Origin of the sequence: Rouxiella sp. S1S-2, from assembly GCF_009208105.1 — a bacterium.
GTDB lineage: Bacteria > Pseudomonadota > Gammaproteobacteria > Enterobacterales > Enterobacteriaceae > Rouxiella.
In genome coordinates, this window is record NZ_WFKL01000001.1 from 80,295 (window position 1) to 94,069 (window position 13,775).

Consider the following 13,775-nt stretch of genomic DNA (forward strand, 5'->3'; position numbering starts at 1 on the left):
TCGAATAGTAGGGGGTGACGACTGCTCAGGTAAGATGTATTTGTTTATTTATTGTTAAATACACTGCTTTAATTAATACACGCGGCTTAAATAGCCAGCAAGATTATTAGCGGGCTAATTTGTATCGAAAAAAGGCTAAGTGTTAATGAGTGTTGCGGGGGATTTGGAGAAGCTTCGCAAAGGTATGCAGGTTGATGCGTGTTGCAAAGAAAACCTGCGGCAGGTCTTGGAGAAAAACGCTTTGCCGATTCACGGCCAGAGTTTGCGCGACCATAATGCGTTTTTCATGCACACAGGGAGGCTGCATGTCGCTGTCGATTGTGAATACTCGGGCATCGTTAGGCGTGGTCGCCCCCCGCGTATCCATTGAGGTTCATATCAGCAACGGATTACCCGCCCTCACGCTGGTCGGCTTGCCGGAGACGGCGGTTAAAGAGGCCCGAGACCGCGTTCGCAGTGCGCTAATCAACTGTGGATTCACCTTCCCCCCTAAACGCATCACGGTAAATCTCGCCCCCGCTGACTTGCCCAAAGAAGGTGGCCGTTATGACCTGCCGATTGCAATTGCGATTCTGGCGGCCTCTGAGCAACTTGCTACCGACCAGTTGGGGAAATACGAGTTTATTGGTGAGTTAGGGCTGTCAGGCGCGATACGCGGCGTTAATGGTGCTATTCCGGCGGCTATTGCTGCACAAAAAGAGGGGAGAAGGCTAATTTTACCGGCCGACAACCAGCGGGAGATGGCACTGCTTGAAGAAGATCAGGTGTGGGTAACCGATCACCTGCTGCAAGTGTGTGCCTTTTTACAAGGAACCGGCAGCTTGCTGGCCGTAGAGCGCGATGCAGAATCAGCTCCCGAGCCAGAAGTCGGTGACCTCAGCGAGATAATCGGCCAAGAGCAGTCAAAAAGAGCGCTCGAAGTTGCCGCCGCCGGAGGACACAATCTTTTGTTACTCGGGCCACCGGGCACGGGTAAAACCATGCTGGCCAGCAGGTTGCGCGGAATTTTGCCCCCGCTTACCCAGCAGGAGGCGCTGGAAACCGCGGCCATTGCCAGTCTGGTTTATTCTCCCCAGGGGCAGTACGAAGGCTGTTCGGCCAATACGCGCCTGCGCCCCTTTCGCTCACCCCATCACAGTATTTCTCTCAATGCGCTGGTCGGCGGCGGCACCATTCCGCGCCCCGGAGAAATTTCTTTGGCGCATAACGGCGTACTGTTTCTTGATGAGCTGCCCGAATTTGAGCGCAAAGTGCTCGACGCGCTGCGACAGCCGATGGAGTCGGGTGAAATCACCATCTCGCGAACCCGTGCCAAGGTTGATTTCCCTGCACGTATGCAGCTTATAGCGGCGATGAACCCCAGTCCAACCGGCCACTATCAGGGCCAGCACAACCGAACGCCGCCGCAGCAGATACTGCGCTACCTGAGCCGATTATCCGGCCCGTTTCTTGACCGGTTCGATCTTTCCCTTGAGGTGCCGCTATTACCGCCCGGGTTGCTTAGCCAACAGCACCAGCAGGCGAGTCGCGTAACGCAGGAAACCAGCCAGCAGGTGAGAACGCGCGTGATCGCCGCCCGCGAGCGTCAGCTGGCTCGAGCCGGTAAGCTTAACGCGCATTTGAGCAGCACGGAGGTACAGCAATTTTGCAAATTAACTCGGGAGGATGCCGTGTTTCTGGAAAGTGTGTTACAAAAGCTGGGGTTATCAGTACGGGCGTGGCACAGGATATTGAAAGTCGCCAGGACGCTGGCCGATCTTAATCGGCAGGAAACAATACAAAAAGCGCAACTCGCTGAAGCATTAAGCTATCGCTGTATGGATCGGCTATTGTTAACGTTGCATAAAAATTTGGCATAAAAAAACGGGGACAAGCCCCGTTTTGTTAATCGTCGCTGTCGGTATAGTCTTCCACCGTGTCAGCCTGCGGTTTGCCGCCTGACAACGTATGGAATTTCTTTGGACGACGGGTGCGAATAATATATTTATTCCACACTTTTTCAGCGTCGGTTGCTGGCTCGCGGGTGCCGCGGCAAACATCCAGAAACAGCTTTTCTTCTTCGGTTACCGGTTCGCGTTTTCCCAGATCCAGCTCGTTGAAAGCATAGCCATAACGTTCTAGCAATTGCGCTTCTTTAATGGTGAAATCGCCATGCCGGGAGAACCCGCGAGGGTAATGTTTATTGTCAAAAAAACGATTTGTCGTGGTGAAACTTTCCGCCATCTGACACGCTCCTAATTCTCTCATGGTCGTGCTGTTATGGCGCGGAGTATTAGATAGGCTTGACAATCTGTAAAACAAAACATTTAAATCTTAACGACAAAAAATTTTGGAGATGGTAGTGGACACGGAATTACTGAAAACCTTTTTGGAGGTCAGTAGAACTCGTCACTTTGGTCGGGCGGCTGAATCTCTGTATTTGACACAGTCAGCGGTGAGCTTTCGAATACGCCAATTGGAGACCCAACTTGGCGCAAATTTGTTTACACGTCATAGAAATAACATCCGCCTGACGCCCGCAGGAGAGCGCCTGCTGCCTTACGCGGAAAACCTGATGTCAACATGGCAATTAGCGAAAAAAGAGGTTGTACGCTCTTTACAGCACACAGAATTATCGATTGGCGCAACGGCCTCGCTTTGGGAGGCATATTTAACACCGTGGCTACAGGCTTTGTATGAGCAACGTGAATCATTGCGACTGGAAGCACGCGTGGCACTACGCCAGTCATTAGTAAAACAACTGCATGAAAGACAGCTCGATTTGCTCATCACCACCGAGCCGCCAAAGATGGATGAGCTATCCAGCCAACTGCTGGGTAATTTTTCGTTACGTCTTTTTTGCTCGCATAAACAAGATAAAACGGCTCAGGGAGCGTACATCAGACTGGAATGGGGCGCGGATTTTCCGCAGCAGGAAAGTCGAATGCAGGCCAGCGATCAGGAACCGGTGCTAACGACCACCTCCGCGCATCTAACACGCCAGCTGCTCGATACCACTGGCGGATGCGCCTTCCTCCCAAGCCACTGGGAGAAAGACTATCCGCAACTGTCGGTTTATAAAGACATTCCGCCGGTTATCAGGCCGCTGTACGCCGTTTGGCTGCAAAACAGCGATCAGCAAGTACTGATCCGACAGCTACTGAAAACACCGATGAGCACCGGTATTTAGCACTGTGCTGATGAGTCAGGTCGTTTTTAGCTGCGGGTGACGGGCTCGGCGAGTTAGCCAATAGGAGCCCATGCCTTTCTGCAGTGCGATGAAAATAAACAGCAGCACGCCCATCACGATTTTTGTCCACCACGAGCTTAGCGTGCCATCAAAGGTGATATAGGTTTGAATCAATCCCTGGATCATCACGCCAAACAGACTGCCCAGCACCGTACCTACGCCGCCGCTCAACAGCGTACCGCCAATAACTACGGCGGCGATGGCATCAAGCTCGACGCCGCTTGCCGCCAAGGCATAACCGGCCGAGGTGTAAAGTGAAAAAATAATGCCTGACAGCACGGCCAGTGAACTTGAAAGCATATAGATATAAATCGTGGTTTTCCTTACCGGAACACCCATCAGCCCAGCTGAGTGCGCATTGCCACCTATGGCATAAACGTTGTTACCGAACCGCGTTCTGTGAGCCAGAATAATCCCCACCGCCACCACACAAAGCATCACCAGCGCCAGCAGGGTAAGACGCCCTCCTCCGGGCACCTTCCAGGCATAGTTAGCCAGCGTGGCATACAGCGGATGGTTAATCGGTAAAGACTCTTCAGAGAGCACAAAACTCATGCCGCGAATAAAGAACATTCCGGCTAGGGTAATAATAAAAGCCGGCAGCTTGAGGGTGTCGATTATCCAACCCATTAGACCGCCAAAAAGTGCGCCCATAATCAACACAATGGCAAAGGCGTAGAATGGCGGTACGCCGTAATCACCAATAAGTTTTGCCAGCGCAACGCCGGTAAAAGCGATCACTGACCCAACCGAAAGGTCTATGCCGCCGGAAAGAATAACAAAAGTCATGCCTACGGCCACAATACCGAGGAAGGCGTTATCCGTTAGCAAGTCGCAAAATACGCGTGTGGAAGCAAAGCCGGGGAACTGGTAGAAGCAGTACCCGTAGCCCGCGATAAAAACCAAAATGGTAATCAATAGGGGGAGATTGCGCTTGAGCATTACTCTTTCCTCCGAAACAGACCGCGAAGAGAAACGCGAGGTGACTGGACGACCAGCACGGCTAACACCACTACCGCCTTGAGCACCAGATTAAACTCGGGTTTGAAGCCCGAAAGAAGAATGCCGGTATTCATGCCCTGAATAATAAGCGCGCCGATGAGCGAAAGGAGTAGGTTAAAACGACCACCCAGCAGTGAACCGCCGCCGATAACCACGGCTAAAATGGCGTCCAGCTCCAGCCACAGTCCGGCGTTATTGGCGTCGGCTCCGCGAATGTCAGCCGTTACAATGACACCCGCTACAGCGGCGCAGATTCCGCAGATAATATAAACCGAAATCAGCACCAAACGCGCATTAACGCCGGCGTTGTAAGACGATCGAACGTTGATACCCACAGATTCGATAAACAGCCCCAGCGCCGTTTTACGCGTTAACAACCACAGCAACAACAGCATCACCGCGGCAATAATCACCGGCATCGGCAATGTCAGCAGCGATCCGCTGCCAAACTGAGAGAGTCCATTGTGCTCGAAGGTGACGATTTGTCCCTCGGTGATCAACTGCGCAATACCGCGTCCGGCAACCATGAGCATCAGCGTGGCAACGATCGGCTGTATTTGCAGCACGGCGACCAAAAAGCCGTTCCACAGGCCACAGGCAGCACCCACCGCAACGGCGGCCAATATTACCGTTGTAAGAGGATACCCATTGACGGTCATCGTGGCCGCCGTAGCACCCGCGATAGCCATCACAGCACCGACGGAGAGATCTATACCTCCGGTGGCGATAACCAGCGTCATACCCAGTGCAAGAATGGCCACCGGCGCACCGCGGTTGAAAATATCGACCAAACTGCCAAACAGTCGGCCGTCCTGCAGGTGAATGTTAAAAAAACCGGGCGCGACAAGGCTATCAATTACCAAGATAGCCAAAAACGCGCCGACCTGTGTGGCCCCTTTAGGAAATACCCAGCGGACCTTGCGCGGCCTTCCTGTCATCGGCAGACTCCTGTTCGTCATGGATATCCCCTTATTGAACCGCAATCGCAGTCATGATGGCCGGAACCGAAATTTGGTCCTGCTCGATTTGAGTAATATGCCGTCGGTCGCGCAGAACCACGATTCTGTCAGCGTAGCCCGCCAGCTCTTCAAGTTCGGAGGAGATAACCAGCAGTGCCAGCCCTTCATCACAGAGTTTTTCAATCAGACGGATAATTTCAGCATGAGCGCCGACATCGATGCCGCGAGTAGGCTCATCGAGAATAAGAAAACGGGGATGGGTCGCCAGCCAGCGCGAAAGCAGTACCTTTTGCTGATTACCTCCCGAGAGGTACTGTATTTCTTGTTCGGCGCTGGGGGTGCGGATCCCCAGCAGCTTGATAAACTTGTCGGCAATCTGATTTTGTTCTTTCATCGAAAGCGGCCGTAGCCAGCCACGCTGGGCCTGCAGCGCCAAGATAATGTTTTCACGCACCGTCGCGGCACCAATGATACCGTCGGTTTTGCGATCCTCCGGGCAGTAACCAAACCCCAGTTTTGCCGCCTTGCGCGGTGTACGAATCGTCACGTCCTGACCATTAACTTTGGCGGTCCCCGTATCATGACTTTTGATGCCAAAGATAAGCTGGGCGGTTTCAGTACGCCCCGACCCCAGTAAACCGGCAAGCCCGACAATTTCACCGCGCCGCACGCTAAGGTCAAAATTCTCGACCAATCCGCGTCGCCCGTAGTCTTTAAATTCAACTAGCGGATCGCCGGTTACTGCACGGTGCTCACCGCGCTTGAGCAACGCCTCGTCGAAACTGTGTCCCAGCATCATTGGCACAAGCTCGATGCGCGGCAGATCTTGGGTAAGCGAGGTGCCGACCAGTTTTCCGTTACGTAATACGGTAATGCGATCGCTGATGCGGTAGACCTGATCGAGAAAATGGGTGACAAACACCATTCCCATCCCTTTATCTCTCAGCTGCATCAAGATATCGAGCAGCATACTGACCTCTTTTGCATCGAGGCTGGCGGTAGGCTCATCCAGAATAAGGACTTGCGCAGAAAGGTCCACAGCGCGGGCAATAGCCACGATTTGCTGAATCGCGATGGAATAGGCGGCAAGAGGCTGGCCGACGTCAAGATGGAGCCCATAACCGGCGAGCAGAGTTTCTGCCTGCTGGTCCATTTGTCGCTGGTTCACCAGCCCGAAGCGTGTGGGCTCTCGGCCAATAAATAAATTAGCTGCTACGGAAATATTCGGCAGCAGGTTCACTTCCTGATAAACGGTGCCAATGCCTAGTGCCTGAGCGTGAGCGGTATTGATGGCCTCAATAGGTTCACCATTGAGATAAACGCTGCCTGCCGAACGTTTATAGACGCCGGTAAGCGCTTTAATCAACGTGGATTTACCTGCGCCGTTCTCGCCCAATAGCGCCACGATCTCGCCACGATTAAGCGTAAAATCCACCTTTTCCAGCGCTTTTACTCCAGGAAACTCAACGGATAAACCGCGCACCTCAAGTAAGGTTGATGATTGAAGATGCTCCATTAGATTCTCGACCCCGACAGCATGCGCACGATAACGGCTGTATGTGCAAAATGGGATAATGAAACCGGCTCTGCGTTATGAACAATATTGAATTAATATCACTCATCAACCAGAGCCGGAAAGCAGGTTTAGTAGCCCATATCTTTTTTCATGTCGTACTCTTTCTGCGCCATGTCAGGCAGCACCAGAGTTGATTGAGTCTGAATAAACTTTGGAGGTTGAGTGCCGTCTTTTTTCATCTTGATCAGCGCATCAAACGCTGGGCCAGCCATATTTGGCGTTAGTTCAACAGAGGCATTGGATTCACCGCTGAGCATGGCTTTGTAGATATCAGGCACGCCGTCAATCGAGACGACCTTAATTTGCGAGCCGGGTTTCAAACCTGCTTCTTTAATGGCCTGAATCGCACCGATGGCCATATCATCGTTATGCGCATAGACCGCGCAAATATTTTTGCCGTTTTGCTCAGCCTTGATGAAGCTTTCCATCACTTCCTTGCCCTTGCTGCGGGTAAAGTCGCCGGACTGAGAACGAATAATTTTCACATTAGGTGCCGCTTTCAAAGCATCGGCAAAACCTTGCTTACGGTTTAGCGCAACGCTCGCACCGACAGTTCCCTGGAGTTCAACGACGTTGCAGGGCTTGCCTGCCACCTCCTTGACCAGCCAATCCCCTGCTACTTTGCCTTCGTGTACGCTGTCTGATGCCACGGCGGCGGTATAAAGCGATGGATCGCTGACTTCGATTGTACGGTCTAGCAGGAATACCGGGATCTTGGCTTCTTTAGCTTCTGTCAGTACCGGCGCCCAGCCAGTAGCGACCACCGGGGCAATAAAGATGGCATCTACGCCCTGCGCAATGAACGAACGTATTGCCTTGATTTGATTCTCTTGTTTTTGTTGAGCATCGGCTATTTTCAGGGTTATTCCGCGTTTTTGTGCTTCCAGTTTGGAGACTTTGGTTTCTGCAGAACGCCAGCCTGATTCAGAACCGATTTGAGAAAATCCCACGACTAGAGGTGCAGCCTGAGCCGCTCCACAAAATGCCGTTGCGACCGCAGCTGCCAGTAATAAACGTTTATACATTGTTCTTTCCTCACGCGTAGTCTGAGCTACTTTTTGTTGTGTCATGTAGGGTGCGGCATAGAAAAGCGCTAAAACCGAGTTTCGCGGGTGAACAAAGCTTCACCAGGCGACACTTAGTTTTAGCGTATTGTAAAAACGGTAGGTTGAGCGCGGTCACATAGATGATTAACAATCAATTCGTGCATGTATTCAGCTAGAAAATCACAAAAATTAGGCAGTAAAACCCACAAATATGCGTCAGGGATTTATTCTTAGAGGATTTAAAGGGTGTAAATCAGGAAAATTTTCGTATTCTTTTTGAACATTAAAGAGGATGTTTTGGGCTTTCGAAGGAATTATAGAGCGGGAATAGTGAGGCTTTGCCTTATTCTGAACGAAAAAAAACCCCTCGCTTTCGCGAAGGGTCCTTAATATGGCAGGGGCGGAGAGATTCGAACTCGCGACACCCGGTTTTGGAGACCGGTGCTCTACCAACTGAGCTACGCCCCTAAATCTACTTAGTATTATGCCTGCTAAATTTTAGCAGGCATAATTTTGATAAGTGGCGGAACGGACGGGGCTCGAACCCGCGACCCCCTGCGTGACAGGCAGGTATTCTAACCAACTGAACTACCGCTCCACCGGTTCTTTCACTCACCTCAGACAATCGGTCTGAGATCAGTTTGTTCCTTATGTTTTTCCTTGTCAGGGGAAAAAGGAACTAAATTGATGCCTGGCAGTTCCCTACTCTCGCATGGGGAGACCCCACACTACCATCGGCGCTACGGCGTTTCACTTCTGAGTTCGGCATGGGGTCAGGTGGGACCACCGCGCTACTGCCGCCAGGCAAATTCGTTTTATTCTAACCGCTTTCCCCATCATTCAGGGTAAGCCATCAGAACCAATCTTTGAACAAGCTGATTTCATTGAAACTTAAGTCTTTGTGTCTCTCTAAAACACCTTCGGTGTTGTAAGGTTAAGCCTCACGGGTCATTAGTACTGGTTAGCTCAATGCATCGCTGCACTTACACACCCAGCCTATCAACGTCTTAGTCTTAAACGTCCCTTCAGGGGGCTTAAAGCCCCAGGGAAGACTCATCTCGAGGCAAGTTTCGCGCTTAGATGCTTTCAGCGCTTATCTTTTCCGCATTTAGCTACCGGGCAATGCCATTGGCATGACAACCCGAACACCAGTGATGCGTCCACTCCGGTCCTCTCGTACTAGGAGCAGCCCCTCTCAATCTTCCAACGCCCACGGCAGATAGGGACCGAACTGTCTCACGACGTTCTAAACCCAGCTCGCGTACCACTTTAAACGGCGAACAGCCGTACCCTTGGGACCTACTTCAGCCCCAGGATGTGATGAGCCGACATCGAGGTGCCAAACACCGCCGTCGATATGAACTCTTGGGCGGTATCAGCCTGTTATCCCCGGAGTACCTTTTATCCGTTGAGCGATGGCCCTTCCATTCAGAACCACCGGATCACTATGACCTACTTTCGTACCTGCTCGAGCCGTCACTCTCGCAGTCAAGCTAGCTTATGCCATTGCACTAACCTCACGATGTCCGACCGTGATTAGCTAACCTTCGTGCTCCTCCGTTACTCTTTAGGAGGAGACCGCCCCAGTCAAACTACCCACCAGACACTGTCCTCACCCCAGATTATGGGGCCGAGTTAGAACATCAAACATTAAAGGGTGGTATTTCAAGGTTGGCTCCACGCAGACTGGCGTCCACGCTTCAAAGCCTCCCACCTATCCTACACATCAAGGCTCAATGTTCAGTGTCAAGCTATAGTAAAGGTTCACGGGGTCTTTCCGTCTTGCCGCGGGTACACTGCATCTTCACAGCGAGTTCAATTTCACTGAGTCTCGGGTGGAGACAGCCTGGCCATCATTACGCCATTCGTGCAGGTCGGAACTTACCCGACAAGGAATTTCGCTACCTTAGGACCGTTATAGTTACGGCCGCCGTTTACCGGGGCTTCGATCAAGAGCTTCTCCTTGCGGATAACCCCATCAATTAACCTTCCGGCACCGGGCAGGCGTCACACCGTATACGTCCACTTTCGTGTTTGCACAGTGCTGTGTTTTTATTAAACAGTTGCAGCCAGCTGGTATCTTCGACTGTCTTCAGCTCGGGAAGCAAGTTCCTCCACCTAGCGACAGCGTGCCTTCTCCCGAAGTTACGGCACCATTTTGCCTAGTTCCTTCACCCGAGTTCTCTCAAGCGCCTGAGTATTCTCTACCTGACCACCTGTGTCGGTTTGGGGTACGATTTAATGTTACCTGATGCTTAGAGGCTTTTCCTGGAAGTGCGGCATCAACTACTTCATCACCGTAGTGACTCGTCATCACGCCTCAGGGTTAATATGCAACCGGATTTACCAAGTCACACCCCCTACACGCTTAAACCGGGACAACCGTCGCCCGGCTAGCCTAGCCCTCTCCGTCCCCCCTTCGCAGTAACACCAAGTACAGGAATATTAACCTGTTTCCCATCGACTACGCCTTTCGGCCTCGCCTTAGGGGTCGACTCACCCTGCCCCGATTAACGTTGGACAGGAACCCTTGGTCTTCCGGCGTGCGGGTTTTTCACCCGCATTATCGTTACTTATGTCAGCATTCGCACTTCTGATACCTCCAGCAGCCCTCACAGACCACCTTCAACGGCTTACAGAACGCTCCCCTACCCAACAACGCCTAAGCGTCGCTGCCGCAGCTTCGGTGCATGGTTTAGCCCCGTTACATCTTCCGCGCAGGCCGACTCGACCAGTGAGCTATTACGCTTTCTTTAAATGATGGCTGCTTCTAAGCCAACATCCTGGCTGTCTATGCCTTCCCACATCGTTTCCCACTTAACCATGACTTTGGGACCTTAGCTGGCGGTCTGGGTTGTTTCCCTCTTCACGACGGACGTTAGCACCCGCCGTGTGTCTCCCGTGATAACATTCTTCGGTATTCGTAGTTTGCATCGAGTTGGTAATCCGGGATGGACCCCTAGTCGAAACAGTGCTCTACCCCCGAAGATGAGTTCACGAGGCGCTACCTAAATAGCTTTCGGGGAGAACCAGCTATCTCCCGGTTTGATTGGCCTTTCACCCCCAGCCACAAGTCATCCGCTAATTTTTCAACATTAGTCGGTTCGGTCCTCCAGTTAGTGTTACCCAACCTTCAACCTGCCCATGGCTAGATCACCGGGTTTCGGGTCTATACCTTGCAACTTGACGCCCAGTTAAGACTCGGTTTCCCTACGGCTCCCCTATACGGTTAACCTTGCTACAAAATATAAGTCGCTGACCCATTATACAAAAGGTACGCAGTCACCCAACAAAGTAGGCTCCCACTGCTTGTACGTACACGGTTTCAGGTTCTATTTCACTCCCCTCGCCGGGGTTCTTTTCGCCTTTCCCTCACGGTACTGGTTCACTATCGGTCAGTCAGGAGTATTTAGCCTTGGAGGATGGTCCCCCCATATTCAGACAGGATGTCACGTGTCCCGCCCTACTCATCGAACTCACAGCCTATGCATTTTTGTGTACGGGACTATCACCCTATACTGTGCGACCTTCCAGACGCTTCCACTAACACATAAACTGATTCAGGTTCTGGGCTGTTCCCCGTTCGCTCGCCGCTACTGGGGGAATCTCGGTTGATTTCTTTTCCTCGGGGTACTTAGATGTTTCAGTTCCCCCGGTTCGCCTCGCATGGCTATGTATTCACCATGCGATAATGTGACGTATCACATTGGGTTTCCCCATTCGGGTATCGTCGGGTATAACGGTTCATATCACCTTACCGACGCTTTTCGCAGATTAGCACGCCCTTCATCGCCTCTGACTGCCTAGGCATCCACCGTGTACGCTTAGTCGCTTAACCTCACAACCCGAAGGTGTCTTGCGACGCCGTTCGTGCTGCGATTATTTGAGAGACTCTAATACAGGTGCGCATAACTCAGTACTTCTACGGAGAGTTATGTTCAGCTGTATCGTTTCAATTTTTCAGCTTGTTCCAGATTGTTAAAGAGCAAAATACTTCGCAGCATACTGTTTCCAATATACTCTGAAGTATTAATGTGACCCGTATGGATATGGTGGAGCTAAGCGGGATCGAACCGCTGACCTCCTGCGTGCAAGGCAGGCGCTCTCCCAGCTGAGCTATAGCCCCATACAGTCACTTACAGATACCTTTATATGTCCCACCCTAAAAAGAGTTTCAATTCTTACTCAGGCAAGGCGTGGCTTCGCGAAGCATAGTGTTTTCTATGCGAGTGAAGTCATAACGCAGCATGAGAAAGAATTTGGTAGGCCTGAGTGGACTTGAACCACCGACCTCACCCTTATCAGGGGTGCGCTCTAACCACCTGAGCTACAAGCCTATAAAGGTATTTCTGCTCGTTACTATTTCATCAGACAATCTGTGTGGACACTGCACAATGCGTATCTTTAGGTAAGGAGGTGATCCAACCGCAGGTTCCCCTACGGTTACCTTGTTACGACTTCACCCCAGTCATGAATCACAAAGTGGTAAGCGCCCTCCCGAAGGTTAAGCTACCTACTTCTTTTGCAACCCACTCCCATGGTGTGACGGGCGGTGTGTACAAGGCCCGGGAACGTATTCACCGTAGCATTCTGATCTACGATTACTAGCGATTCCGACTTCATGGAGTCGAGTTGCAGACTCCAATCCGGACTACGACATACTTTATGAGGTCCGCTTGCTCTCGCGAGTTTGCTTCTCTTTGTATATGCCATTGTAGCACGTGTGTAGCCCTACTCGTAAGGGCCATGATGACTTGACGTCATCCCCACCTTCCTCCGGTTTATCACCGGCAGTCTCCTTTGAGTTCCCACCATTACGTGCTGGCAACAAAGGATAAGGGTTGCGCTCGTTGCGGGACTTAACCCAACATTTCACAACACGAGCTGACGACAGCCATGCAGCACCTGTCTCACGGTTCCCGAAGGCACTAAGCTATCTCTAGCGAATTCCGTGGATGTCAAGAGTAGGTAAGGTTCTTCGCGTTGCATCGAATTAAACCACATGCTCCACCGCTTGTGCGGGCCCCCGTCAATTCATTTGAGTTTTAACCTTGCGGCCGTACTCCCCAGGCGGTCGACTTAACGCGTTAGCTCCGGAAGCCACGCCTCAAGGGCACAACCTCCAAGTCGACATCGTTTACAGCGTGGACTACCAGGGTATCTAATCCTGTTTGCTCCCCACGCTTTCGCACCTGAGCGTCAGTCTTTGTCCAGGGGGCCGCCTTCGCCACCGGTATTCCTCCAGATCTCTACGCATTTCACCGCTACACCTGGAATTCTACCCCCCTCTACAAGACTCTAGCTTGCCAGTTTCAAATGCAGTTCCCAAGTTAAGCTCGGGGATTTCACATCTGACTTAACAAACCGCCTGCGTGCGCTTTACGCCCAGTAATTCCGATTAACGCTTGCACCCTCCGTATTACCGCGGCTGCTGGCACGGAGTTAGCCGGTGCTTCTTCTGCGAGTAACGTCAATCGTTGTTGCTATTAACAACAACGCCTTCCTCCTCGCTGAAAGTGCTTTACAACCCTAAGGCCTTCTTCACACACGCGGCATGGCTGCATCAGGCTTGCGCCCATTGTGCAATATTCCCCACTGCTGCCTCCCGTAGGAGTCTGGACCGTGTCTCAGTTCCAGTGTGGCTGGTCATCCTCTCAGACCAGCTAGGGATCGTCGCCTAGGTGAGCCATTACCCCACCTACTAGCTAATCCCATCTGGGCACATCCGATGGCGTGAGGCCCGAAGGTCCCCCACTTTGGTCTTGCGACATCATGCGGTATTAGCTACCGTTTCCAGTAGTTATCCCCCTCCATCAGGCAGTTTCCCAGACATTACTCACCCGTCCGCCGCTCGTCACCCAGAGAGCAAGCTCTCCCGTGCTACCGCTCGACTTGCATGTGTTAGGCCTGCCGCCAGCGTTCAATCTGAGCCATGATCAAACTCTTCAATTAAAAGTTCGATT

At 51.9% G+C, this 13,775-nt stretch carries 7 protein-coding genes, 4 tRNA genes and 3 rRNA genes; 2 read left to right on the forward strand and 12 right to left on the reverse strand.

Translation table 11 applies throughout. The features are described 5' to 3' along the window. The first annotated feature begins 305 nt into the window (after window positions 1–305). A complete protein-coding gene (locus GA565_RS00370) occupies window positions 306–1,859 on the forward strand; it encodes a YifB family Mg chelatase-like AAA ATPase (RefSeq protein ID WP_152196933.1) in 1,554 nt (517 codons plus the stop codon). Window positions 1,860–1,884: 25 nt separating this feature from the next. Here the strand turns inward: GA565_RS00370 and GA565_RS00375 are convergent, their stop codons facing one another. Continuing rightward, window positions 1,885–2,223 carry a DUF413 domain-containing protein gene (locus GA565_RS00375; RefSeq protein ID WP_055773416.1) on the reverse strand — a complete coding sequence of 113 codons (339 nt, stop codon included), beginning with the start codon at window positions 2,221–2,223 and terminating at the stop codon, window positions 1,885–1,887. A 118-nt stretch (window positions 2,224–2,341) separates the two neighbouring features. On the opposite strand from GA565_RS00375, the gene hdfR reads away from it, so the two are divergent. After that, complete coding sequence (gene hdfR / locus GA565_RS00380; protein ID WP_152196934.1) at window positions 2,342–3,169, forward strand: HTH-type transcriptional regulator HdfR; 828 nt, start codon at window positions 2,342–2,344, stop codon at window positions 3,167–3,169. 15 nt (window positions 3,170–3,184) lie between these two features. Here hdfR and yjfF read toward each other — a convergent pair whose 3' ends face one another. The 11 genes from yjfF to GA565_RS00435 form a co-directional block, all read right to left on the reverse strand. Beyond that, window positions 3,185–4,171: a galactofuranose ABC transporter, permease protein YjfF gene (gene yjfF, locus GA565_RS00385; protein ID WP_152196935.1), complete on the reverse strand. Its 987-nt coding sequence runs from the start codon at window positions 4,169–4,171 to the stop codon at window positions 3,185–3,187. Beyond that, window positions 4,171–5,190, reverse strand: coding sequence for a galactofuranose ABC transporter, ATP-binding protein YtfT (gene ytfT, locus GA565_RS00390; protein ID WP_152196936.1), 1,020 nt, complete (start codon window positions 5,188–5,190; stop codon window positions 4,171–4,173). The genes yjfF and ytfT overlap by 1 nt, the downstream gene beginning before the upstream one ends. Window positions 5,191–5,200: 10 nt before the next feature. Further along, complete coding sequence (gene ytfR, locus GA565_RS00395) at window positions 5,201–6,706, reverse strand: galactofuranose ABC transporter, ATP-binding protein YtfR (protein WP_152196937.1); 1,506 nt, start codon at window positions 6,704–6,706, stop codon at window positions 5,201–5,203. Between the two features lie 128 nt (window positions 6,707–6,834). Next, window positions 6,835–7,791 (reverse strand): galactofuranose ABC transporter, galactofuranose-binding protein YtfQ, encoded by a 957-nt coding sequence (ytfQ, locus tag GA565_RS00400; RefSeq protein ID WP_152196938.1) that lies wholly within the window; start codon window positions 7,789–7,791, stop codon window positions 6,835–6,837. 413 nt (window positions 7,792–8,204) lie between these two features. Continuing rightward, a tRNA-Trp gene (locus GA565_RS00405) sits at window positions 8,205–8,280 on the reverse strand. 53 nt (window positions 8,281–8,333) lie between these two features. Continuing rightward, window positions 8,334–8,410: transfer RNA gene (locus tag GA565_RS00410), tRNA-Asp, on the reverse strand. 91 nt (window positions 8,411–8,501) lie between these two features. Further along, window positions 8,502–8,617: ribosomal RNA gene (rrf, locus tag GA565_RS00415) — 5S ribosomal RNA — on the reverse strand. Between the two features lie 125 nt (window positions 8,618–8,742). Further along, a 23S ribosomal RNA gene (locus tag GA565_RS00420) occupies window positions 8,743–11,650 on the reverse strand. 212 nt (window positions 11,651–11,862) lie between these two features. Further along, window positions 11,863–11,938: transfer RNA gene (locus GA565_RS00425), tRNA-Ala, on the reverse strand. A gap of 134 nt (window positions 11,939–12,072) precedes the next feature. Next, window positions 12,073–12,149, reverse strand: a tRNA-Ile gene (locus GA565_RS00430). A gap of 72 nt (window positions 12,150–12,221) precedes the next feature. Then, window positions 12,222–13,764: ribosomal RNA gene (locus tag GA565_RS00435) — 16S ribosomal RNA — on the reverse strand. Together the 16S, 23S and 5S rRNA genes with 4 tRNA genes alongside form the textbook arrangement of a ribosomal RNA operon. Window positions 13,765–13,775 lie beyond the last annotated feature (11 nt).

Coding starts and splice junctions, on each gene's coding strand:
- yjfF (WP_152196935.1), bottom strand. CDS start 4,171: ATGCTCAAGCGCAATCTCCCCCTATTGATTACCATTTTGGTTTTTATC.
- GA565_RS00370 (WP_152196933.1), top strand. CDS start 306: ATGTCGCTGTCGATTGTGAATACTCGGGCATCGTTAGGCGTGGTCGCC.
- GA565_RS00375 (WP_055773416.1), bottom strand. CDS start 2,223: ATGGCGGAAAGTTTCACCACGACAAATCGTTTTTTTGACAATAAACAT.
- ytfT (WP_152196936.1), bottom strand. CDS start 5,190: ATGACGAACAGGAGTCTGCCGATGACAGGAAGGCCGCGCAAGGTCCGC.
- ytfQ (WP_152196938.1), bottom strand. CDS start 7,791: ATGTATAAACGTTTATTACTGGCAGCTGCGGTCGCAACGGCATTTTGT.
- ytfR (WP_152196937.1), bottom strand. CDS start 6,706: ATGGAGCATCTTCAATCATCAACCTTACTTGAGGTGCGCGGTTTATCC.